17 protein-coding genes, 1 tRNA gene and 2 pseudogenes are annotated in these 20,243 nt (G+C 69.4%); 9 read left to right on the top strand and 11 right to left on the bottom strand.

The window, feature by feature from the left end:
- Nucleotides 1-89 precede the first annotated feature (89 nt).
- Nucleotides 90-2,306, bottom strand: a complete 2,217-nt coding sequence (locus tag AC07GB_RS21415; RefSeq protein ID WP_478847935.1) for a molybdopterin cofactor-binding domain-containing protein — start codon at nucleotides 2,304-2,306, stop codon at nucleotides 90-92.
- Between the two features lie 381 nt (nucleotides 2,307-2,687).
- Between AC07GB_RS21415 and AC07GB_RS21410 the strand changes: the two genes are divergently transcribed.
- Nucleotides 2,688-3,452 carry an ArsR/SmtB family transcription factor gene (locus AC07GB_RS21410; protein ID WP_478847933.1) on the top strand — a complete coding sequence of 255 codons (765 nt, stop codon included), beginning with the start codon at nucleotides 2,688-2,690 and terminating at the stop codon, nucleotides 3,450-3,452.
- Between the two features lie 179 nt (nucleotides 3,453-3,631).
- Nucleotides 3,632-4,249, top strand: coding sequence for a TIGR03086 family metal-binding protein (locus AC07GB_RS21405; protein ID WP_478847713.1), 618 nt, complete (start codon nucleotides 3,632-3,634; stop codon nucleotides 4,247-4,249).
- Nucleotides 4,250-4,370: 121 nt separating this feature from the next.
- Here AC07GB_RS21405 and AC07GB_RS21400 read toward each other — a convergent pair whose 3' ends face one another.
- The 3 genes from AC07GB_RS21400 to AC07GB_RS21390 all read right to left on the bottom strand — a co-directional run bounded on the left by AC07GB_RS21400 (nucleotide 4,371) and on the right by AC07GB_RS21390 (nucleotide 6,296).
- Nucleotides 4,371-5,027 carry a hypothetical protein gene (locus AC07GB_RS21400; RefSeq protein WP_478847711.1) on the bottom strand — a complete coding sequence of 219 codons (657 nt, stop codon included), beginning with the start codon at nucleotides 5,025-5,027 and terminating at the stop codon, nucleotides 4,371-4,373.
- A gap of 124 nt (nucleotides 5,028-5,151) precedes the next feature.
- Nucleotides 5,152-5,225 (bottom strand) — tRNA-Ala (locus tag AC07GB_RS21395).
- A gap of 921 nt (nucleotides 5,226-6,146) precedes the next feature.
- Complete coding sequence (locus AC07GB_RS21390; protein ID WP_478847709.1) at nucleotides 6,147-6,296, bottom strand: hypothetical protein; 150 nt, start codon at nucleotides 6,294-6,296, stop codon at nucleotides 6,147-6,149.
- A 423-nt stretch (nucleotides 6,297-6,719) separates the two neighbouring features.
- On the opposite strand from AC07GB_RS21390, the pseudogene AC07GB_RS21385 reads away from it, so the two are divergent.
- Nucleotides 6,720-7,270: pseudogene (locus AC07GB_RS21385) on the top strand (hypothetical protein).
- A 1,079-nt stretch (nucleotides 7,271-8,349) separates the two neighbouring features.
- A complete protein-coding gene (locus AC07GB_RS21380; RefSeq protein ID WP_478847707.1) occupies nucleotides 8,350-8,739 on the top strand; it encodes a hypothetical protein in 390 nt (129 codons plus the stop codon).
- Nucleotides 8,740-9,627: 888 nt separating this feature from the next.
- Here AC07GB_RS21380 and AC07GB_RS21375 read toward each other — a convergent pair.
- A complete protein-coding gene (locus AC07GB_RS21375; protein ID WP_478847706.1) occupies nucleotides 9,628-10,068 on the bottom strand; it encodes a MarR family winged helix-turn-helix transcriptional regulator in 441 nt (146 codons plus the stop codon).
- A 67-nt stretch (nucleotides 10,069-10,135) separates the two neighbouring features.
- Between AC07GB_RS21375 and AC07GB_RS21370 the strand changes: the two genes are divergently transcribed.
- Complete coding sequence (locus AC07GB_RS21370; RefSeq protein ID WP_478847704.1) at nucleotides 10,136-10,510, top strand: cupin domain-containing protein; 375 nt, start codon at nucleotides 10,136-10,138, stop codon at nucleotides 10,508-10,510.
- Between the two features lie 146 nt (nucleotides 10,511-10,656).
- Here AC07GB_RS21370 and AC07GB_RS21365 read toward each other — a convergent pair whose 3' ends face one another.
- Nucleotides 10,657-10,953 carry a hypothetical protein gene (locus tag AC07GB_RS21365; protein ID WP_478847702.1) on the bottom strand — a complete coding sequence of 99 codons (297 nt, stop codon included), beginning with the start codon at nucleotides 10,951-10,953 and terminating at the stop codon, nucleotides 10,657-10,659.
- Nucleotides 10,954-11,322: 369 nt separating this feature from the next.
- On the opposite strand from AC07GB_RS21365, the gene AC07GB_RS21360 reads away from it, so the two are divergent.
- The 4 genes and pseudogenes from AC07GB_RS21360 (at nucleotide 11,323) to AC07GB_RS21345 (ending at nucleotide 13,241) form a co-directional block, all read left to right on the top strand.
- Nucleotides 11,323-11,619, top strand: coding sequence for a hypothetical protein (locus AC07GB_RS21360; RefSeq protein WP_478847700.1), 297 nt, complete (start codon nucleotides 11,323-11,325; stop codon nucleotides 11,617-11,619).
- A gap of 252 nt (nucleotides 11,620-11,871) precedes the next feature.
- Nucleotides 11,872-12,377, top strand: a pseudogene (locus AC07GB_RS21355) (transposase family protein); the annotation flags it as partial.
- 168 nt (nucleotides 12,378-12,545) lie between these two features.
- Entirely contained in the window at nucleotides 12,546-12,866 is a 321-nt protein-coding gene (locus AC07GB_RS21350; RefSeq protein ID WP_478847699.1) for a 2Fe-2S iron-sulfur cluster-binding protein, read from the top strand.
- A 240-nt stretch (nucleotides 12,867-13,106) separates the two neighbouring features.
- Nucleotides 13,107-13,241, top strand: a complete 135-nt coding sequence (locus AC07GB_RS21345; RefSeq protein WP_478847697.1) for a hypothetical protein — start codon at nucleotides 13,107-13,109, stop codon at nucleotides 13,239-13,241.
- 80 nt (nucleotides 13,242-13,321) lie between these two features.
- On the opposite strand, the gene AC07GB_RS21340 is transcribed toward AC07GB_RS21345, so the two are convergent.
- The 5 genes from AC07GB_RS21340 to AC07GB_RS21320 form a co-directional block, all read right to left on the bottom strand.
- On the bottom strand, nucleotides 13,322-15,046 hold the full coding sequence (locus tag AC07GB_RS21340) for a hydroxysqualene dehydroxylase (protein WP_478847696.1): 1,725 nt from the start codon (nucleotides 15,044-15,046) through the stop codon (nucleotides 13,322-13,324).
- Nucleotides 15,047-15,183: 137 nt separating this feature from the next.
- Nucleotides 15,184-16,404, bottom strand: a complete 1,221-nt coding sequence (locus AC07GB_RS21335; protein ID WP_478847695.1) for a beta-ketoacyl-[acyl-carrier-protein] synthase family protein — start codon at nucleotides 16,402-16,404, stop codon at nucleotides 15,184-15,186.
- A gap of 36 nt (nucleotides 16,405-16,440) precedes the next feature.
- A complete protein-coding gene (locus AC07GB_RS21330) occupies nucleotides 16,441-16,698 on the bottom strand; it encodes an acyl carrier protein (protein ID WP_478847693.1) in 258 nt (85 codons plus the stop codon).
- 215 nt (nucleotides 16,699-16,913) lie between these two features.
- Nucleotides 16,914-17,591, bottom strand: coding sequence for a hypothetical protein (locus AC07GB_RS21325; protein WP_478847691.1), 678 nt, complete (start codon nucleotides 17,589-17,591; stop codon nucleotides 16,914-16,916).
- A gap of 415 nt (nucleotides 17,592-18,006) precedes the next feature.
- On the bottom strand, nucleotides 18,007-20,196 hold the full coding sequence (locus tag AC07GB_RS21320) for an MMPL family transporter (RefSeq protein WP_478847689.1): 2,190 nt from the start codon (nucleotides 20,194-20,196) through the stop codon (nucleotides 18,007-18,009).
- Nucleotides 20,197-20,243 lie beyond the last annotated feature (47 nt).

Raw genomic sequence — 20,243 nt, 5'->3', positions numbered from 1 at the left:
TCCTCGTAGCGACGGCCCCGGGACCTCCACGGGTCCGGGCGGTGCGGCGGATGGGGCGGGCCCTTGCGGCGGATCTGCCGGGGCGGCTGTCAGCGGACATGGTCGAGTCCGTCGGTGGGTGAGGCGGGAACGGGCGGCACCGTCGGCTTCGGTACGAAGGAGAGCGCGCCGTGGTTGACCGGGAAACGCGTGGGCATGCTGCCCGTCGCCCGCCCGTAGGCGCACACCACCGCGGCCATCGACGCGGCGACGGCCAGCTCGCCCGCACCGCCGGGCTCGCCGGTGGTGGGTGGCATGACGACAACCTTCAGCTCCAGCGGGGTGTTCCACTGGCGGGTGTAGAAGTAGTTGTCCCAGCTCGCCTCGAGGAAGTGCCCCTCACGCAGATGCAGGCTGGAGGTCAGTGCCTGGGCGATCCCGTCCATGACACCGCCCATCATCTGCGCTTCCAGGCCCCGCGGGTTGACGGCCAGGCCGACGTCCACGGCGACCACGGCCCTGGTGACCCGCGGCCCGCTCACCCCGTCCCGCACGGGCCGCCCGACGGTCTCGGGGCGGCAGTCGATCTCGACGAGCACCGCACAGGTCGCGCGGTACTCGCCGTGGAAGGCGATCCCCTGGGCCACCCCGTCCTGCAACGGCCGCCCCCAGTCGCCGACTTCGGCCGCCTTCTCCAGCACCGCCCGGGCGCGGCCGTCCCGCAGGGCGTCCCGCCGGAAGCCGAGAGGGTCTTTGCCCATCCGCGCCGCGAGCTGATCGACGATCAGCTCCCGCGCACACACCACGTCGGGGGAGTAGACGCCGCGCATGCTGCCGGTGTTGAACCCTTTGCCGGTCTCGCTGAGCAGTTGGCTGTGCACCCCGAAGTCGTACGGCATCGACTGGGTGAGGTGGAAGAAGGTCTGGGAGAAGGCGGCATCGCCCACCGGCAGCTTCGCCGCCAGCGCGGTGAACACCTCACCCAGCCCGTGGCCGAAGTCGGTGGCCACACTGGTGTGCCGCTGCTTGAAGCTGAGCACGGCACCTCCGGCGTAGGCGGCCCGCACCCGGGACGTGGCCATGGGGTGGGTCCGCCCCTGACGCGCGTCATCGGCCCGGTGCCACATCAGCTTGACCGGCTTGCCGAACTTCTGGGAGATCTCGGCGGCCTCCAGTGCGGCATCGAAGAACAGTTTGCGCCCGAACGACCCGCCGCCCTCGGTGACATGCACCCGCACCGTGCCCGGCGCGAGGCCCAGCCGTGCCGCGATGGCCTGTTTGGCGACGATCGGTGCCTTGAGCGCCGACCAGATCTCCGCCCGGTCCGCCCGCACGTCGGCGATCGCGCAGTTGGGCTCCAGCGCGCTGTTGCCGCGGAAGTGGAAGGTGAACCGGGCCTCCACCGACTTCGTCAGCGGCGGAAGGCCGAGCGGCAGCTCCGCGGCCCGCAGTTCCTCAAGTACCGTTTCGTCCGACGCGCCCTCCGCGCTGCCGGGCTTCCACGCCACCCGCAGCGCGCGTACGGCCTCGATGCACTGCCCGAAGGTCCGCGCGCGCACCGCTACACCGGTGGAGACCACCCCGGCATCGGTGACGCCCGCCATGGCCCGGACCTCATCGAGGTTGGCCACCGAACCGACGCGGCCCTTGAGCGTCGGGGCCCGGCACACCATGGTGGGCAGGGCCCCGGGAACATCGAGGTCCATCGCGAACTTCTTGCGTCCTGTCACCGCGGCGAGCGCGTCGATCCGGTTGTGCGGACGGCCGATGACCGTGAACTGGCCGCGCTCCTTGAGTTCCACCGCCACCCGCCGCACCGTGACGCTCGCCGCCTTCTTCGCCAGCGCCCCGATCCCCACGCTTCCGCCCGCACGGTCGGTGACGACGCCCGCCTCAAGCCGGAGCCCTCCGGCCGGAGAGCCGAGCACGTCCGCCGCGGCCCGCAGCAGCCGCTCCCGGGCCACGGCGGCGGCGACCCGGATGGGGGTGTAGGTCGAGATGGTGGTGTTGGACGCGCCGGTGAGCTGGTTGAACACCAGCTCCGGCCGCGCGTCGGCCAGGGTGATGTGCACCCGCTCCAGCGGCACCCCCAGTTCCTCGGCGATCAGCATCGCCGTCGACGTCGTGATGCCCTGGCCGACCTCGGCCCGCGGCAGCGCGAAGGAGACCGTGCCGTCCTCGTGCACCTCCACCGTGACCAGATGCGATGTCGGCAGCGCCGCGGCCGTCATCACGTCGTTCAGATCCACCAGGTCGGTGATCTCCGGCGGGGCGATGCCCGCCGCGGCCGCGGCCGTCGGCGCCGCCCCCAGCTCGGCGGCGGTCATCAGTGTGGGAGCGGCCAGCACGAACCCGAGGAACCGGCGCCGCCCCACACCGCCTTCACCCGCATCCGGCCCCTGCGAAGGCTCAACTCCCGCCCCGTCCCCGGCTGTTGCCTGCCGGCGTAACCCCATCCCGCACCCCATCTCGAACGTCCGCACCGGGCCGCACGGCCGGCACCCGCGCTCCTCGAAAAAAGATCAAGACGAACCCTACGTCGCCGACCCGGTCACCGAGCGTGCACCCGGAAGGCGCCGGGAGCAAGGCCTGGGCGGGCCGGGGTTCCGCCGCATCCGAGAGACCCGGGACGACCACTGCGAGTAGCGAGGCGATCACCAGCTGACATGCAAGTAAATGCTTGCGTTACTGGAGGGGTGAACGACGACATGGACAAGGCCTTCAAGGCCCTGTCCGACACGACCCGCCGACTCCTCCTGGACCGCCTGCGCGAGGACAACGGCCAGACCCTCACCCAGCTGTGCGACGGCCTCGGCATGTCCCGCCAGGCCACCACCCAGCACCTGGGACTGCTGGAAGCCGCCAACCTCGTCACCACCGTCAAACAGGGCCGGGAAAAACTCCACTACCTCAACCCCGTCCCGATCCACGCCATCCAGGAACGGTGGATCAGCAAGTTCGACCGCCCCCGCCTCACCGCGCTGGGCGCCCTGAAACAGGAAGCGGAAAGCGCCCTGAACACCCCCCACACCGCCAAACCCGACTTCGTGTACACCACCTACATCGAGGCCACCCCCGAAAAGGTCTGGCAGGCCCTGACCGACGCAGACATCACGGCCGCCTACTGGGGACACCACAACGTCTCCGACTGGCAGCCCGGCTCGGCCTGGGAACACCGCCGCACCGACGGCGGCGGCACCGCCGACATCACCGGCACCGTCATCGAGGCCACCGAACCCACACGCCTGGTCGTCACCTGGGCGAGCCCCGGCGAGGAACGCCCCGACGGCCCCTCCACCGTCACCTTCGACCTCAAGCCCCTCGGCGGCACCGTCCAGCTCACCGTCACCCACGAGAACCTGCGCGACGACGCCGAGCGGCGCCAGGCCGCAGGCGGTTGGTCCGCGGTCCTGTCCAACCTCAAGACCTACCTGGAAACCGGCAAACTCCTGCCGCTGCCCGCCTGGTCCTGACCCCAGCACCGCCACAACCCCCGACTGGCGCCCCGCCCCCAAGACGCTGCACCGCCGGGAGGCGCCCCACCGCCCCCTGAGGCACCGCACCACCCCCGAGGCGCCCCTGCACCTTGCAACCCCCTGCGCCCCAAGCCACTTCCATCCCCACCCCGCAACACCCCCCGAGGAACACGATCATGTCCCCTTCCACCCTCACCCCCGCCCCCACCTCCGCCCCGGCCGACCGCTTCCGCCGCACCGCCGACGGATTCGCCGCCCGCCTCGCCACCGTCCCCGCCGACCGCTGGAACGCGCCCAGCCCCTGCCCCGACTGGAGCGCCCGCGACATCGCCGCCCACGTGATCAACGAGTCCCGGCGCATCCTCGCCACCGTCCACGGCACCGAACCCGCACCGCTGCACGGCATCGCCGTCGCCGACATGGGCGGCCTGCCGGACTTCACCCCCGACGCCGACCCGCAGGCCGCCTGGAAGGAGATCGCCGACGGCCTCACCGCCGCGATCGACGACCCCGCATGCCTGCGAGCCGAAATGCCCACCTTCGCCGGCCCCATGCCCTTCGCCGACATCGTCGAGACCCTGCCGGAAGACGTCCTCATCCACACCTGGGACCTGGCCCGCGCCACCGGCGGGGACGAGCGCCTGGACCCCGAAGCCGTCGCCCACGTCCACGCCCACCTCAAGCCCATGGACGAAGCGCTGCGCCAGCCCTGGGCCTTCGGCCCGAAGACGCCCGTCCCCCCGGGCGCCGACGCACAGACCGCATTCCTGTGCTTCGTTGGCCGCAGGCCCTGAACCCGGGTGTGAGCAGGCGCGGTACAGGAAACCCTCTACCTGGTTGCCGGCTTGCCCCTTTCCGCGGACATCCTCCGCCGAAGTGGCGTCGAGGTCGCAGAAGTCGCTGACGTCGCTGACGTCAGACTCGTGCCCGCGGCCCGTTCATGGTGATGTACACGTCCTGGGTGATCCACATGTCCCGGCCGTCCGTACTGGCGGTGGGCGTGAAGTACGTGCACCGGTATCCGGACTTCCGGTCAAGCGGCACCTTTTTGGCTCTGGGCATCGTCTCGCAGCGCAAGTCCTTGCCCGCGTCGTGGTTGTTGCCCCAGAAGTAGCGGGTGACGCCTTCGCGGGTGAGGATGCCGGTGCTGGGCTGTGCTTCGTAGCCGTCGCCCATGCCACCGAATCCCGGTTCGCCCGTGAACCTCACGGGCCAGGTCACGTCGATGCCCTCATACGTCACAGTGCACGTGATGGCGGCGCCCTTGGCCGGTTTCACGTCGTCTTTGTCGCAGCGGGCGCTCGTCTTGCCGGGCGCGCCCGCCATCTTCACTGTGCGGGTGCGCAGTTCGTGCTTGACGTGTTCCACGTAGGGAGCATCGGCTGCCGGGTCCGGAACGCTTTCGGCGCCGGTGGAGGGGGCCGGTTTCGGCGAGGAGATGGGTTGGCCTACCGGTGAGCCGATCACCGAGGGCTCGCCGGCCGCGCCCTTCTTGTCGCTACTGCCGCAGCCGGTGACAAGTAGGCAAGAGATGACGGCGGCAGCTGTGAGCGATCCCCGATTGCTGAGCATGTCGACACCCTAACTCGGGCACTCGGCTCCGCGCCGCGGCCCGGCTCGCCAGGCTCTCCGGCAGCGCTCGCGCGGGTTGGGACACAGGCCGACCGCAGCCCGCGGGTTGGGAGCCAGGGCGGGATGGGGCTGGCCGGATTCGAACCGGCGTCCTCCCACATGCAGTGAAGGCGCGACAACCGCTGCGCTACGAGCCCCCTCCCATCCGCGATCCTACGAGCACCTTGACTTCCGCGCTCTGATTTTCGCGAGGGGGCTGATCACTTAGCGCGGACGGATGCATCTCCGTGGGCGGGCGGCCCGTCGTCCTGGCAGCGGTGGGAGACGGCCAGGATCTTCTCGGGGATCTCGTCGGCCGTCCGCATGCCCGTTTCCCGGGGCGTGAGCCCGGCGAACAGCTAACGCGCGCGGCCTCGGGCCCGGTCCAGAGCGTCGCTTCTGGTGTGGTGGCCCCTCAAGGCGGGACGGCTGCAAGGCGCCAGACTCACCATGGCCACAGCTTGGTGTCGAGCGCTTGCTCCTGGTGGGCCAACCTCCCGATGTCAGGCAGTACTTGGCCGCGCGGGACGCGTCCGATGCTGGTGTGCGCGACACCAGCCTTCTCGCCCAGGCACCTCAGCCTATGGCCTGGGTGAGGTGCCCGTAGACGGCACTGACTGGTGTGTCATCGGCCAAGGCGATGTGCGGCCACTCGCCCTTCACTACGTACGCGCACGGAGGCTGGTCGTTGTCACTGCGAGGCACGGACGGAGCATCCCATCCAGGCAACGGCCGTGTCCCGGCCTCTTCTCCCTCCGCAACGCCTCGTATCGGAGCGTGCTCGAACATCCCCACACAGCCTGATCACAACGCGACCGCCTGCCATAAGCGCAGGGAGGGGGAGGCGTGGTCTGGGTTTCACGGAGAAGTGCACGGCGGGCCCCAGGGCTGTCACCATGACAGGCCCGGGGCCCGCACTACGAGGCGCGCGGGGCATCGGGCGCCAGAGACTGCGCCAGGCCCTGGAGGAGTTCGCAGGCCTCCGAAAGAACTGCCCCCGAAGTACCGGCCCCCCGTCCGCTCGGCATCACGCCATGGCTCACGTCGTACGCCGTCGGCAGACGCGTGCTCGGAGCGGGACTACAGGACCCGATGTTCGTCGTGCTTGATCCACGCGGCGGTGGTGTCGTGGGCTTGTGACTCCGATTGGCCATTGACCCAGGACCAGGCGAAGGCGGCGAAGGCGAGGGCAGCCAGCGTGGTGACGGAACGGCGGATCGTGCGGGACATGGATTCCTCCCATGGTGCGAGACCAGCAGTGGGAGTGATCGTTCACCGCCTGAAGCGCGTGATCCAACCGGCGCGCCGCTGCCGCGTGTTGCACAACATGGGGGCTGGAAAGCCCAGGGGCCGACCGAACTCATCAGGCTTGAACGACATCAACGTAACAGCGCCTGCCTGCGTTCGGGAGTCCACATACGCCATCGGGTAAGAACGGTCACGAAGTGCGGCGAAGATGCGCTGATGCATCCGGCATGACTACCGAGAACTCAAACGCGGCCTGTGCCCGGGCCACCTCAAGGGCCGTACCTGGCACGGCCGGCGCCACCTCGTCCCACCATGATCATCACTCAGGCCGGCCCAGTGCCGAGGCACCCCCTACAGCTACGCTGATCGGGGCAGTCCACAGTGCGCAGGCCCGGGGAAAAAACCGTGAACCGACCGCTGCTGTTCCTTGACGTGGACGGGCCGCTCAACCCATACGCGGCCAAGCCGGAGAAGCGTCCCGACGGCTGCACCACACTCAGAGTCCGCCGAAACGACGCCGACCGGGACGACAGGGGCCTCGCGTCCCGACGACCCCTGCGGATCTGGCTCAACCCAGGGCACGGACGGCTCCTGCTCCAGCTCGGCTTCGAGCTGTGCTGGGCCACCACATGGATGGACGACGCCAACCAGTGGATCGCACCGGTCCTGGGGGCCTTCCAGAACTGCCCTTCGTCAACTTCGGCGACACCCTGCTCCGAGAACGCACTGATGGAGCCCACTGGAAGTCCGAGCTGCTGGCGGACTACGCAGGCGGCCATCCTTTCGTCTGGGTGGACGACGAACAGAGCGAGCTGGATCAGACCTACGCGACCGCTCATCACCAAGGGCCCGGGCTCCTGCACCACGTCAACCCGCGGAACGGCCTACAAGAGAGCGACTTCCACGCGCTCGCCGACTTCGCCCGGTCCCTGGACACCTCACGAACCACCAGTTGAGCACCTCGCCAGCGCTACAGGCTGCTCCGCACTCGGAGCCAAGACCTTTGCGGGACGGCCTTGGCTCCACAGCAGATGCGGCCTGCGGTTCATCGGTAGTGATCATTGCTCATACCGGCATCATGCGCTGGCTGGCGCGAGGCGGAAGGCGAAGAACATGGCACTGCCCAAGAAGGGCTCACGGCGAATCGTTGTCGACGGTGTCACGTACCGCTGGAGGGTCCGCAGACGGCCGACCTACGACCAGGGGATGTGTTGGTCCTCCCTGACCTACACGGTCGAGTGCGCTGAGACATCGGGAGCCCTGCTCACGGTCCGCACCGATCACCCGCATCCCGGTAACTGGATGGGCGCGGCGGCCCTCCCGGTTCTGCCCTCCAGCGTCGCCGACGCTATTCAAACCGCCCGTGCGGAAGGCTGGATGCCCGAAGCCCCCGGACCACCTTTCCTACTGGACCAGTCCCAGGGCGCCGGACTCAGCCTGTAGATGGCCGGTTGGAACTCCCCACCGGCGGCCAGTTGGTGGAACTGAGCTTGTCGGGGGGTTGTGGGAACAGCGGTGAACATGGGAATCGCTCGTGTCCGCTCCCCGCGCTCCGGCCAGCCCGGCCGGGAGACGAGGGGATAGGCGCGATACCTGCCGATGGGGCGAGCGGGGTGAAGCCGTCGTAGTACTCGGAGCCGGGGGGGAGAGCCCGGCACAGAGGTAAGGACGGCAGCGTGCCAAGCAAGGAGTCGACTCCCCGGTGAAGCGGGCCGAGGCGGTGGCCCGTGGGCGGGCCGTCCAGGATGCGGTACGCCGTCAGCGCATCGAGGAGATCCGGCCTGTCGTGAGCGGCACGAGGGCAACTGACGGGTCCCGGGAGCCGGGCTGTACAGCGCGTGTCGGAGGCCGCATGACCACGCTGGATGGCCGCCGAACTCACTCGAAACGCACCGCACCCAAGGGGCACACGGAATGCGCCAAACCGCAATCCTCGCCCCCTCCCCGTGCCGCACAATGCGGGAGCGATCTTCAGGGAGTGCCGTCAACTCGGCCCTTCGGTCGCTACTTCGCCGACGCTCAAGGAGTCACAGTCATGAAGAAGATGATCACGCCCGCAGTTGCGGTCCTTGCCCTCACCGCCTCGTCCTTACTGGCCACCGCTCCCGGGGCAGGCGCCTCGCCCTCGGGTTCTTCCGATGGCTGCAACGTGGTGGGTTACACCTCTGAAGCGGGATGGCCCGGTGTCGACGCTCACTGGCCCGCCACAGGACACTGGGCGACCGTCAACAGCGGGTGCCCCAGCATCGGTCTGATGACCTACCACACCCGCACGGTCAGAGTCTGCACCCCGAGCGCCTGCAATGCCTGGAAGGAGGCGAAGAAGGAGGTATGGACGGTGATCGCTCACAACGCGATACCCGGAAAGCAGTTCTACGTTCAGTTCCGGAACGTGAACGCGAGTACCGGCCAGATCGCATACTGACGCGCGCCGCGGCAACCCGACCCCCTTCCTCGACGACGTCATCGGCACCAAGCTCCCCGCCATGGCCGACCGCGGCGCCGTCCGGCCCGGTTCGTCAGGACCTCGGTTTCGACGGACCGGGCACCCACGCCTCGGTCTCTCCACGGCGCCCCGGGGGCCACGGCCACCCCTCCCGGCACAGCGCAAGGCCCGCCGCGAGTACGTGAAGGGGGCCCGTGCGCTCGGCGCCCCGGCGTGCGCAGGTGTCGAGGCCCGCCCGAGGCCGCTACGAAGCGCGGCCGGAGCGAGACCCGCACCCCGCGCCGCCGCCCAGCTCGGGCCGGGGAGCGTGGTGACCGGGAGCGGTCCGGGTTTGCCGCCGTACTCCAGGGCCTGATCGCCGACCACCCCAACTTGGACGATCAGCCGACCCCGATCGAGGGGGCCCGCGTCCAGCGCCGCCGCGAGGCCGACGTCTCCTACGCTACGGGCCTGGCGCCAGGCCCGTGCGAACGCGCTGCCCGTCAGGCCGGGACGGTGGCCGCTGTGCCGCAGTCTCCGCAGCTGCGGACCACGGCGTGAGCGGAGCAGTTGCCGTGAGCCGGTCGTGGTCTGCCGATGAGGCGCGTCATCGCCGATGTCTCGTCATGCCATGTCGGATCAGCGGGCGAGCGCTTCGGTGAGGCTGATGCGATAGCCGTCCCCTACCACCAGCCCGACGGTGACGCCGAACGGGCCATGGCGAGGCTCTGGCGCGCCCGCCGGGGCGGATACGTAGCTCCTCAGCGGTCGGCTTCGGCGGTTGCGGGGCCCACGACTTGCTGCGCACCCCCGTCACGGGATGCGCGAATCCGTTGTCCCGGCTCCTCCTTGGTGATGTGCGACAGTCCGGGCCAGTGGTTTGCAGGCTCACCAAGGGGGGCGGATCGGCCCCGGTGGTGTGAGCCGGGTCAGATCGGCCACGAGTTCACTGAAGCGCGCCTCGCCCAGTGCCTCTCGCCAAGGTGCGACGGCAGCCCGGGCCGCCTCGTCGGCGGCGCGAGTGGCGGCCCAGCCGGCCTCGGTCAGCCCCAGGAGCCGGGCGCGGGCATCGTGGGGGTGCGGGTGCCGCACCACGTACCCCTTGCGGACCAGCTCATCGACCAGCTGGGCGGAGGCCTGCTTGGTCACCCCCAGGTGCTCGGCCAGGTTGGCCGTAGTGGCGTCGCCCACGGAGATGCGGGCAAAGGCGAAGCCGTGTGCAGGCCGCAGGTCCTCGAATCCCCGCTGGGACACGCGAGCGTGGATCTCCTGCACCAACTGTCCGGAAAGTGTCAGCACGAGTGCGGAGAAGGCCAGAGCGTCATCCATGGGCTTGACTATAACTCGTCAAGCTGCTTGCCTTTATGGACAAGTAGCTTGTCTATAAGGAGTTGGTATGCCCTTCATCCGAAGTGACGAGACCGTCGTGCACGAGATCCACGGCGCCCGCTTCGTCTCCTACGTCCGTCCGGGCACGGGCAGTCGGGACCTCGCCGCCTGGCGCGGCGAGATCCCGGCCGGAACGGTGGGTCCGGCACACGTGATCAGCCACGAGGAAACGTTCTACATTCTGTCCGGCCGCCTCCGGCTCACCGTCGACGGCGAGAGCGCCGAACTCGGCGTCGGTGACGCGGCGGTGGCTCCGGCAGGCTCCGAGCTGGCGGTTGCCAATACCACCGACCAGCCCGCGCACATGTGGGTCACCACACGGGTGGGGCTCAGCGCCAAGCTGGCCGACGGCAGCACCCTCACGCCGCCTTGGACTCATTAGGCCCGCAGAGGGCCGGTGGTCACACTTCCCGGATCGGCGCGGTCTCGGTCACCACCGCACCGTCCGTCTTCTGCTGCTGGGTGAGGGTACGTACACGGGCGAAGTGGCGCGGTGTCGGCGCCGCAGGACAGCACGCCGAGATGCTGCTACCGCAGTTTGCCGCGTCCGCCTCCGGACGTGGCGGCGGCCCGCCGGCCGCGGGCGGCACGGCGGTTCAGCCGAGGACGGAGCGGCTCTCCCTCCAGGCCGATGGCGCGCCGAGCCAGCTCGCCGAGTTTGTCTTCGGACAGGCCGGACAGAGCGACGGCCTCACGGACGGCGGCGGCGCAGCCCGGCTGGGTGCAGTGCGCGGGCGATGCGGTCATACCGAGCGAGGGGTAGGCCATGTTTTCGGGGGGCAGGTAGATGGCCGCGCACCCGATGCACACGTAGATCGATCGCATGGCTCTCCGCTTCCGTCAGCTCTGCCCACTGCCGTGGCACGTCGTGCACGCCCCTGTCCACCTGCGGACCACGGGGACCTGGTTGCCGTCCTCTGCCTGCGAGCACCAGCCGGCCACGGCCGCAGCTGGAGACACTGGCCGGCGCCGCCCTGAGTGACCTTCGTAGGACATGACTACTGATCAAGTTGTGGTCCGGGCTCGAGCAGGTGGAACACATCGACCGGCTACTCGGAGCCGGTGCCTGGGGGCGGCCGCGAGCGCAAGGCGCTGTCCGCGTGCTGGGCTTCTTTGTCGCCCTTTGCCGGATGCGGCTTCATCCCGTGACCAGGCCGGTGTTGCCCTGGCCTGATCCGGGGTGCAGCCACTCCGATGCGTGATCTGTCGTATCTTCAGCAATATCCCGTCGTTGCATACGACGTGATCAAGCACTCTGTTGCCGCCGCTGTTGTGGCCGGCCTCGCCCTGACTGTCCTGCCCGCGGCCTCCGCATCGGCTGTCTCGACCCCGACGAAGACCGCGGTCACCACATCGTCCCTGCTGCCGCAGTCGGCGCTGGCCGACCGGGAAGACGACGACCGGAAGAAGAGCAAGAAGGTGAAGCACCCCAAGAAGGCCAAGAAGACCATGAAGGCCAAGAAGCGGCACGACCGGGGCGACGACGACTGAGTCCAGCCGTTCACGGATATCAGAGCCCACGGATATCAGAGCCGAGGTGCCGCCCGCAGCGATTCGGGCGGCACCTCACTCCTGCGTCGGCGGCTGCCGGGCGGGTTCAGGTGCTGCCTCGGCGTGGCATGGCCCGTGGAGTTCACGGCGCCGTGGCCGGAAGGGCCTCGTGGAGTCCGGCCTTGTGCGGGGCTTCGTGGACGGCGGGGCCGGCGTGGGTGATGGCCAGGTTGCCGCCCACGCGCGCGGCGGTACAGCGCCTGGAGTACCGACGGCACCATCGAGATTCTTGGCATCCGCCTGCACCATCTGGTCCGCGAGCAGGAAGGACGCAAGGCCGGGCCGAACGCCCGCGCAATCGACGCCCAGAGCGTCAAGACGGACCCCAGCGTCCCCGTCAGCCCTCAGGGCATCGACGCCTGCAAGAAGATCGTCGGCCGCAAACGCAGCATCGTCGTTGACCCCATCACCAAGGCATGGGTCGACACCGGCTACAAGAACCAGGCCATCGAACACGGCGCCCCCCCGCCGTCGACGGCGACGTCGTCCCCAGAAACATCCAGGTCAAAGGTTTCTCGGTAACCCCAAGGCGCTGGGTGGTGGAGCGCAGTTTCGGCTGGATCATGATGCACCGGCGACTGGCCCGCGACTACGGGACCAAACCAGAGCACTCCGAAAGCATGATCCGACTCGCGATGATCTCGAACTGCGCCAGACGAACAACCGGCGAAACCACCCCAACCTGGCGATACCCATAAACGCAACTAGTCACAAACTACGTGAACCAGACGTCCTCTGAGGCCGAGCTGAGCGCGGGAAACCCCTTCCAGTTGGCGGGTTTGGGGATTGCGGGTGGCATGGGCGCGGCCAAAACTAAGAGGTGGATGCTCCTGGGACTGCTGCCGAGGTGGGGAAGGGACTGTCCCATGCGGCTGGGGCTCATCGGCGCGGGTCGGATCGCAGGCTTCTACGCGTGCGTGCTCAACACCCTCGACGGGGTGGAGAGCGTGACGGTTGCCGCGGCCCATGCGCGCAGCGCACGTCGCCTGGAAGCCCTGCTGCGGGCGCGGCCGCAGCACCCTTACGTCTGCCACCGGGGGATCTGTGGCACCTGCCGGGTACGTGTGCGCAGAGGCAGCCCGCGGCATCACGAGAGCCGGCTCACCGCTCAGGATCAGCAGGCCGGAGTGATGCTGCCCTGCGTGTCGCGGGCCGCCGCCGGCACCGTGCTGGAGATCGACGTGTGAGCCGTGGTCCCTCCGGCCGGGCCGCCTCGGCCGCCGGCCCCGAGCGCGGTGCGCTCACCGGCCGCCGCCGCTGCGTGGGCGCACTGGTGGTCGGGGCAGCGACCAGCCGACGGGACGGGGTGGGTCACGGCCGCGGCCCGGCACGGTGCGCCCTGGTCGCGCGGAACAGTACGGACACCGTCGCCCGGTCGGCCCGGACCAGTGCAGCCCTCGCCGTGCACGGGCCACGGTCGCCTGCCGGTGCGACGCGTCGGGGCCGAAGAAGCGGGTGAGGGCGAGTACTTCGACCTGATCGTTGAGGCCGAGCCCGTGCTGGAGCTGCCCTCCGCCTCGACGCTCGATGAAGCAGCCCGGTTGTTCGCGCAGGCAATCTGATCCTTGCGGAGGGTTCCGGTCCGGTACGGCGCGCAGAGCGCCGGGCCGCCGAAGGTGGCGACGCAGTCAGCTCCGGTTGCTTAATGCGGCCCGGTGTCCAGGAGGTGGGGCAGCCCGGCCTCCCAGCGTTCGCGGTCCTTGTCCTTCAAGGAGGTGAATTCCGGTGCCTGGTATTTCCTGAAGGTGGGGACGGGCTTGGTCTCGGAGGCGCCGGCTGCGCTCAGCAAGGCGGTGACGGCGCGGCGAGCGGCTTCGTTCGCTGTTTCCATGGAGGTGTTGTCGACGTTGCTGTAGGTGCGCACGTAGTCGGCGGCCAGGAACAGGTTGGCGACACCTGTGGCGGCCTCGGGCCGGCAGTCCCAGGAGCCGCGGGCGTTGACGAAGTAGGAGTTGCCGCTGCGTGGCCCCTGCGAAGGGTCGCCGGCCATGTGCCACGAGTGCACCATGTCCTCCTCCAGCAGGCGTTTGCCCCGCTTGTTCAGGTGCGCCCGCATCTGCGCCCACACCTCACGCCGTACCTCATCCCGGCTACAGGCGCGTGCGGGCTTGCCGAAGAGGATTCCGGGGGCTTCCCAGTCGGCGATGACCGCGGCCAGTGCCTCCCGGGCCCGGCCGTCGCCCCAGGTCCGCGCGAACGGAGCACGCCAGAGCTTGGACTGGCTGATGGAGAGGATCCTCCAGGGGGAGTCGATGTGGGCGATGTGGCCGGCGATGAGGGGAGAGGGGCGGCGCAGGTAGTACTGGACGCCATTGACCCAGGTGTGCTGGAGGTGGTCCATGGAGGCCAGGCGCGGATCGATGGCGCGCAGGGCGGGACTCCACAGCCGGCTGGCGTGGTCGGCGGGCAGGGCTGCCACGAACCAGTCGGCCTCGGTCCGGATGGTGTCGCCGTCCTGGCTGCGGGCCCTGGCGGCGGTGATCGTGCCGTTGCCCGCTTCCAGTTCCTCGATGCTCCAGCCGAAGTGGAAGCGCACGCCCACAGAGCGCAGGTAGGCGGTCCAGGGTTCGAGGAAGGCTTCGCTGCTGGGGCCGTTGAAGATGCGGTCGACTGCTCCGTCACTGCCGCGGCTTATGGTGCTGCTGAGGATCGCTTCGGTGTTCTCACCGACCGTGCGGGCGCTGATGACCGTGGGGGCGAACGAAGTGAGCAGGTGGGTGCCGCTGCCCCAGAGCCGCTGGTAGTCGGTGGACATCCTCTCTGCCTGGATGTAGCGCCACCAGTCCATGTGCTCCCACTGGCCGAAGCGGCGCTCGGTACAACTGGTGAACATCATCATCAGCCGCCGTACGATGAAGACCGCTTCCTCGTACGGGAAGTGGAGCATCGCGCTGAGGTTGCCCGCGATGGCGTGGATGGTCCGGGTGGGGTCGGTGAGGCCCATTCCCTGCCCCGTCGGCCAGGGTTTGAGCGGGAGCGGTGTGCTGAGGCGGCGGCCCGAGCGGGCCAGTTCGACCGAGGAGACGGCAGTGAGGTTGTCGTAGACGCTGCCGCCGCCCGGACGGGGGATGCGGCGCAGGGTGTCGGGAAGGTTGTGGTAAAAGCCGAAGACGCCCCGGGGGGCGTAGTCGCTGGGCAGATCGCGACGGCCGCCGGTGGCGCTGTGCGGGACGTGCAGGGACCGGGCGTTGCCGCCGGCTTCGCCGCGGCGCTCATAGACATGTACCTCGAAACCGCGCTCGGCCAATTCGTGGGCGGCCGTCAATCCGCCGATACCCGCACCGAGCACGGCGACCCGGCCGCGGGTACCGCGGGCGAGGCGCGGGGCGCGGGAGTCCGGCCGCGCCATGCCGGCGGTGCCGGCCATGGCGGCTCCGGCTCCCCAGCGCAGCACGCTGCGGCGGGGGAGAGGTAGGCGTTCCATTCCAGCGTCCCAGTCTGTAGGTCCGTGGTCGGCAAGTGCCAAGCAGGCCGACGGTGTTGCAGGTTCTTCTCCGGCGTGCCTCAGGGGGTGGTGAAGACCAGCACGGTGTTCTGGCCGCCGAAGCCGAAGGAGTTGGACACCGCGACCTCGAACGAGGCAGGTCTCGGCTCCGCGGTGACCAGGTCGAGGGGCCGGCCAGGGTCCTGGGCGCGGGTGTTGGCTGTGGGAGGGATGCACTGTCGCTGCAGGGTCAGGACGGTCAGCGCCGCCTCGATCGCGGCGGAGGCGGACAGCGCATGGCCCAGGACGCCCTTGGCCGCCGTGACGGGCGGGCTGTGCGCGCCGAAGACCCGGAGCAGCGCGAGCGCCTCGGCCGTGTCGCCGGCCGGGGTCGAGGTGCCATGCGCGTTGACGTGCCCCACGTCTCGCGGTGTACAGCCGGCGTCGGCCAGGGCAGCCCGGATGGCCCGTTCGGCTCCCCGGCCCTCGGGCTGCGGTGCCACCGGATGATGGGCGTCGCTGGTGCAGGCACTTCCGCGCAGCAGAGCCCTGACCTGGGCACCGCGCCTCAGGGCGTACTCTCGACGTTCCAGGACCAGGACGGCCGCCCCCTCGGCGAGAACGAAACCGTCGCGCTCCCGGTCAAAGGGCCGCGATGCGGCACCGGGATCCTGAACGCGTTTCGAGAGCGCACCCAGCTGGTAGAAACATGCCGCGCCTACCGGGTTGCGTGCGCTTTCCGCGCTGCCCGTCAAGGCGATGTCGCAGGTTCCCGACAACAGCAGATCGCGGGCCACACCGATCGCGGTGGCCCCGCTGGCGCAGGCGCTGGCCACAGTGAAACTCGGCCCCTGCGCCTGCAGATCGAGAGCGATCTCCGCGGCGATCATGTTCGGCACGCTGCGGGGCAGTGCCAGGGGCGAGACCGCCTTCGGTTGGCCCCGCGCCAGCCACGCGAACTCCCTGGCGTAGGTCTCCAGGCTATTGCCCCCGGCGCCGAGCACCACGGCGACCCGTTCCGTTGGCCAGGCCGCAGGATCCAGTTTGGCGTCCGTGACGGCCTGCCGGGCGGTGACCAGCGCCAGATGCGCGTTCCGGTCCAGACGCCGGGCCAGCGGCCGGGTCAGCTCCGCGAAGGGGTCCAGTGCCTCGACGCGACAGGAGATGTCCACCGGCATGCCGGCCAACTGCGCATCACGGCGGGCAAGTCCCCGACCCGCGCAGACGCTTTCCCAGCTGGCTTCGGCGTCCAGGCCCCCCGGTGTGGTCATAGCCAGACCGGTGACGGCGACCTCACCCATGCCCGCCCCCTCCGCTCACAGCCGACGGCTGCCGGTTCACGCGGACAATTCCTCGAGCGCGGGAAGCGGACCATCGCGGTGCGCACTCGCTTCGAATGCGTCCGCCAGCTCCGCGAGGGTCATGTCAGTGCCGATGGCCGGCAGCGGCTTCCCCGTGGCGGTGGTGATGATCACGCCGAGTTCAGCGAGGGACAAGGAGTCCATTCCCAGGCCCTGCAGAGTGGCACCGGGAAGGACTTTCTCGGCGTCCAGGCCGAAATCACTGATCAGGATGTCAGCCAGCTTCTCGTACACCACCGGGCTCCTTGGGGACGGAAATCTTCGGCGCCCCACACTCCCGCAGACCTCACCTCAACCGCGCGCGCTGACACCGCACATGGGCCGGAAGATCCCAAAGTGGAGTCGTCCGGCCCATTCGTCATCCCAGCGCATCAGCGGTCTGCGGCTCCGGCCCGCACGGTAGGCGGGCGACCGTGCCGGGGCAGTCGGCTGGAGTTGGGGTGAGGCGTTCAGCTGGGCAGGATGCCGACGTCAGGCGTCAGCTTCCTGCTCGACACCGTGAGGCTGGCAGCGACCAGCTCTCCGGAGGAGACCGGTGAGGAGGCCGTGCAGTTCCCGTGGGACGGAACGCCGCCCATGCTGACCGCAGCACCGGGGAAGAGGGCGCTGTCACGCGTCATGGGGGAGCGCCGGTTCCATTCGTCGGGGCCGGCGGTGAAGTCGTCGTGCATGACCGAGCGCCCGAGTTCGTGCCCGGATTGGTTGTCACCGGAGTACCACGTGAATTTCATCGTGCCCTTCCCGCCACCGCTGGTACACGACCCCCAGCCCTTCCCAGTGATGGAGAACCGGCCCGACCTGATGTTCTCGTGGGAACCGTCCGGGGACGTGCAGTCCTGGAGTGTTCCGGAGCCCTTGACCTTGATGACGCGTGGCGTGGTGCTGACGGCCGGGTCAGACGTGACGTTGCCCTTTCCGTTGCAGATGAGGTGGATCTTCGCGGCGGCCGGCGCGGAACGCTCACCCGGCTTGTCCTGCACCGGCTCGGCCTGTGGCTGAGCCGGTGCGTGCACACGCTGCGCCGAGGCCTCGGGCGCCGGCCCGGTAAGGGCGCTGTTGCCCAGGGCGCCGGCGGCGACGGCCGCTCCCGCGCACAGTCCGAAAATCATAAAGCGCTTCAATGGCATGCTTCTGAATCCTTCTCTCGGCACCCCGAAGGGGGAAATCCGTGCAGAGTCGGGGGAATTGGTGCACAGAAAGCGGCGATAAGGGCGGGTGGTGATCGTGTGTTTCGAAGGGAACACGCCATTGCGCCATTTATTAGGCCTGTTTGCGCTACCACGACAGCTCGAAGCGTCTTCTTGGTCGGCCGCAGTCTGCGGATACCACCTGCGTCACGGAACTCTGCAGCCATGGAAGACGCCAAGCGGCACATGGGCATGGGCGCGATCTGCGGCCCATGCCCCGCAGCCCGACTGGTCCGGTCCGCCGCTGCACCGGGTGCCCGGTGAACCGGAGGTCGCCCCCAGCCGCAATGCGCGCATTTGCTCCCTCCCGAAGGGGAGCACTGGCCTTGCCGGGTGTCCGGCCCAGGGACCGGCCCTACGCTGAGCGCAGGCGGCGGGCCCCGGGCAGAGTGGGCAGCCACCAGTTGGCGGGGCCGGCCAGCGTCATCACCGCCGGGACGAGGATCCCGCGGACCACGGTCGCATCGACCAGCACGGCCAGTGCCAGGCCGATGCCGAACTGCTGCAGCAGCGTCACCCCGGAGGCGGCCATGGCCAGCATCGGCAGTGCCAGGGAGCACGCTGCGGCACTGATCAGCCGGCCGGTGCGGGCGACTCCGGTCACGATCGCCTCCTCATTGGTGGCGCCGGCCTGGTGTTCCTCACGGATGCGGGAGACCGAGAAGACCTCGTAATCGACGGCGAGTGCGAAAGCGATGCAGAACGTGACCAGCGGAATGGCCGGATCCAGTGTCCCTGTGGCGGCGGCCTGCAGCACTCCGGCCAGATGGCCGTTCTGGAAGCCGAGGACGAGCAGGCCGCAGGCACCGCCCAGGCTGAGCGTGGCCATCACCACGGCCTTGACCGGCACGAGGAGGCTGCGGGTGCCCAGCGCGATCGTGAGGAACGTCATGGCGAACAGCGTCAGGATCGCCTGCGGCAGAAGCGCGGCCAGCGCACCCGTTGTCTCCCTGAACCGGACCGAGTCCCCCGCCACCTGCGCTTCCCCGCCCCCCGGGACGGCTACCTTCTCGATGGCCGCCAGCAGCGACTGGGCGGCGGCGGTCTCGGGCGCTGCTGTGCCCGTCACCACGATCACGGCTCCCGAGGACCGCTCCGGTGTGCCTGCCGCGAGGAAGCTGTCTGGCACGCCAGGAACTTCGATGTGCATGCGCCCCAGATACACAGAGACCGGGCTGCGGACCATCGCGGTATCCGGCAGCCGGGAGAGCTTTTCTGCGTAGGCGTCAAGCGCCCGGGCATCACGCTCGCGGTCCAGCCCGGGAAGGACGATCTGCACGTCACGCTGGGGACGGAGCGCGAAGCGGCTTTTGATCTGCTCAGCGGTGACGCGGGTGACAGCGTCACTTGGCAGAGCGCGCTCGTCGAAGAGAGCAAAACGGATCCCGAACAACGGCAGGAACATCGCGGCCAGGGCCAGACAGCTGGCCCCGCCGATCACCAGGGGACGCTGGGTGACCGTGCGGGCGATCCGCCTCCAGAACGCGCTGTTGACGCGACGCTCGCGCCGCGCCGGGTCCTCCCGGGCCAGCCGCGGCCCGATCAGAACCAGGAGGGCGGGAACCAGCACCTGCGCACACGCTGCGGACAAGACGGTCACCAGCATCCCGGCGATCGCCATGGAACGCAGGAAGTCCAGAGGGAAGACGAACAGGGCACTGAGGGCTGCTGTGGTGGTGGCCGCGGAGAGCCACATGGCCCGCCCCGCGGTGGTCAGCATGACGGAGCGCGCACCGGCGACATCGTCCCCGCGGTGCAACTGCTCGCGATAGCGGGTGGTCAAAAACAGGGCGTAGTCCACGGCCAGACCGGTGCCCAGGGCGGCGGTGAGGTTGACGGCGAAGACCGATAGGGCCATGACGTGGCCCAGGGCGTTGAGCAGAGCCACGGTAGCGGTGACGGCACATACCGCCACGGCCATGGGGACGAGCGCGGCGAGTACGGAGCCGAAGGCCCACACCAACATCGCAAAGACCAGTGGCGCGGCGAGGGCTTCCGCGCGGATGATGTCGGTGCGGGCGAGCAGCGTGCCCTCGGTATCGGCCATCGCCGGGCCGGTCGCTGTGATCCGCAGACCCTGCGGAGGTTGTTCGGCGTATCGCTGGACGAGCGTGGTGGCTTCCTTCGCACGCGCGGCAGGATCGCCGACCAGCGCCATGCTGATCAAAGCCGCATCGCCGTCGCGTGCGCGCAGCAGCGGGCTGGCTGCCGTGTCCCAGTAGCTGTGCACCGCCAGCACGGTGGGTTCGGCGCGCAGCTGGGCCGTCAGGGCGATCCCCGCCTGAGCGACCTCGGGGGAGTCGGCCGCGGCGCGGCCGGCTACCAGGAAGGTCAAGTGCTGGGTGCCGCCCCCCAGTGCCGCTGCTGACCGGTCGCTCTGTTCCACCGCGGAGCCCCGTACTTCGAAGCCGCCCTGGATCAGCCGGTCCCACACCCCGATGCAGGACATGCCCGAAATGAGCAGAGTGACGGCTGACAGGAGCAGGACCCGGATCGCCCGGTGCCGGGCAGGATCGGAGTGCGCGGTGGACGCGATTGATTTCACGGACATGTAACGTAGCCACACCAGTTGGTGACCCGGCGGGTCGCAAG

The sequence above is a fragment of the Streptomyces sp. NPDC045778 genome, assembly GCF_056431945.1.
The sequence above is the reverse complement of the archived record's forward strand: the minus strand, read 5'-3'. Positions and strand labels throughout refer to the sequence as shown.

What these genes read in the sequence shown, in the direction of transcription:
- AC07GB_RS21390 (WP_478847709.1), bottom strand. Translation starts at nt 6,296, where the DNA reads ATGTCCCGCACGATCCGCCGTTCCGTCACCACGCTGGCTGCCCTCGCC.
- AC07GB_RS21370 (WP_478847704.1), top strand. Translation starts at nt 10,136, where the DNA reads ATGCCCTTCATCCGAAGTGACGAGACCGTCGTGCACGAGATCCACGGC.
- AC07GB_RS21335 (WP_478847695.1), bottom strand. Translation starts at nt 16,404, where the DNA reads ATGGGTGAGGTCGCCGTCACCGGTCTGGCTATGACCACACCGGGGGGC.
- AC07GB_RS21375 (WP_478847706.1), bottom strand. Translation starts at nt 10,068, where the DNA reads ATGGATGACGCTCTGGCCTTCTCCGCACTCGTGCTGACACTTTCCGGA.
- AC07GB_RS21415 (WP_478847935.1), bottom strand. Translation starts at nt 2,306, where the DNA reads ATGACCGCCGCCGAGCTGGGGGCGGCGCCGACGGCCGCGGCCGCGGCG.
- AC07GB_RS21365 (WP_478847702.1), bottom strand. Translation starts at nt 10,953, where the DNA reads ATGCGATCGATCTACGTGTGCATCGGGTGCGCGGCCATCTACCTGCCC.
- AC07GB_RS21380 (WP_478847707.1), top strand. Translation starts at nt 8,350, where the DNA reads ATGAAGAAGATGATCACGCCCGCAGTTGCGGTCCTTGCCCTCACCGCC.
- AC07GB_RS21350 (WP_478847699.1), top strand. Translation starts at nt 12,546, where the DNA reads ATGCGGCTGGGGCTCATCGGCGCGGGTCGGATCGCAGGCTTCTACGCG.
- AC07GB_RS21410 (WP_478847933.1), top strand. Translation starts at nt 2,688, where the DNA reads ATGGACAAGGCCTTCAAGGCCCTGTCCGACACGACCCGCCGACTCCTC.
- AC07GB_RS21360 (WP_478847700.1), top strand. Translation starts at nt 11,323, where the DNA reads ATGCGTGATCTGTCGTATCTTCAGCAATATCCCGTCGTTGCATACGAC.
- AC07GB_RS21405 (WP_478847713.1), top strand. Translation starts at nt 3,632, where the DNA reads ATGTCCCCTTCCACCCTCACCCCCGCCCCCACCTCCGCCCCGGCCGAC.
- AC07GB_RS21325 (WP_478847691.1), bottom strand. Translation starts at nt 17,591, where the DNA reads ATGCCATTGAAGCGCTTTATGATTTTCGGACTGTGCGCGGGAGCGGCC.
- AC07GB_RS21400 (WP_478847711.1), bottom strand. Translation starts at nt 5,027, where the DNA reads ATGCTCAGCAATCGGGGATCGCTCACAGCTGCCGCCGTCATCTCTTGC.
- AC07GB_RS21340 (WP_478847696.1), bottom strand. Translation starts at nt 15,046, where the DNA reads ATGGCCGGCACCGCCGGCATGGCGCGGCCGGACTCCCGCGCCCCGCGC.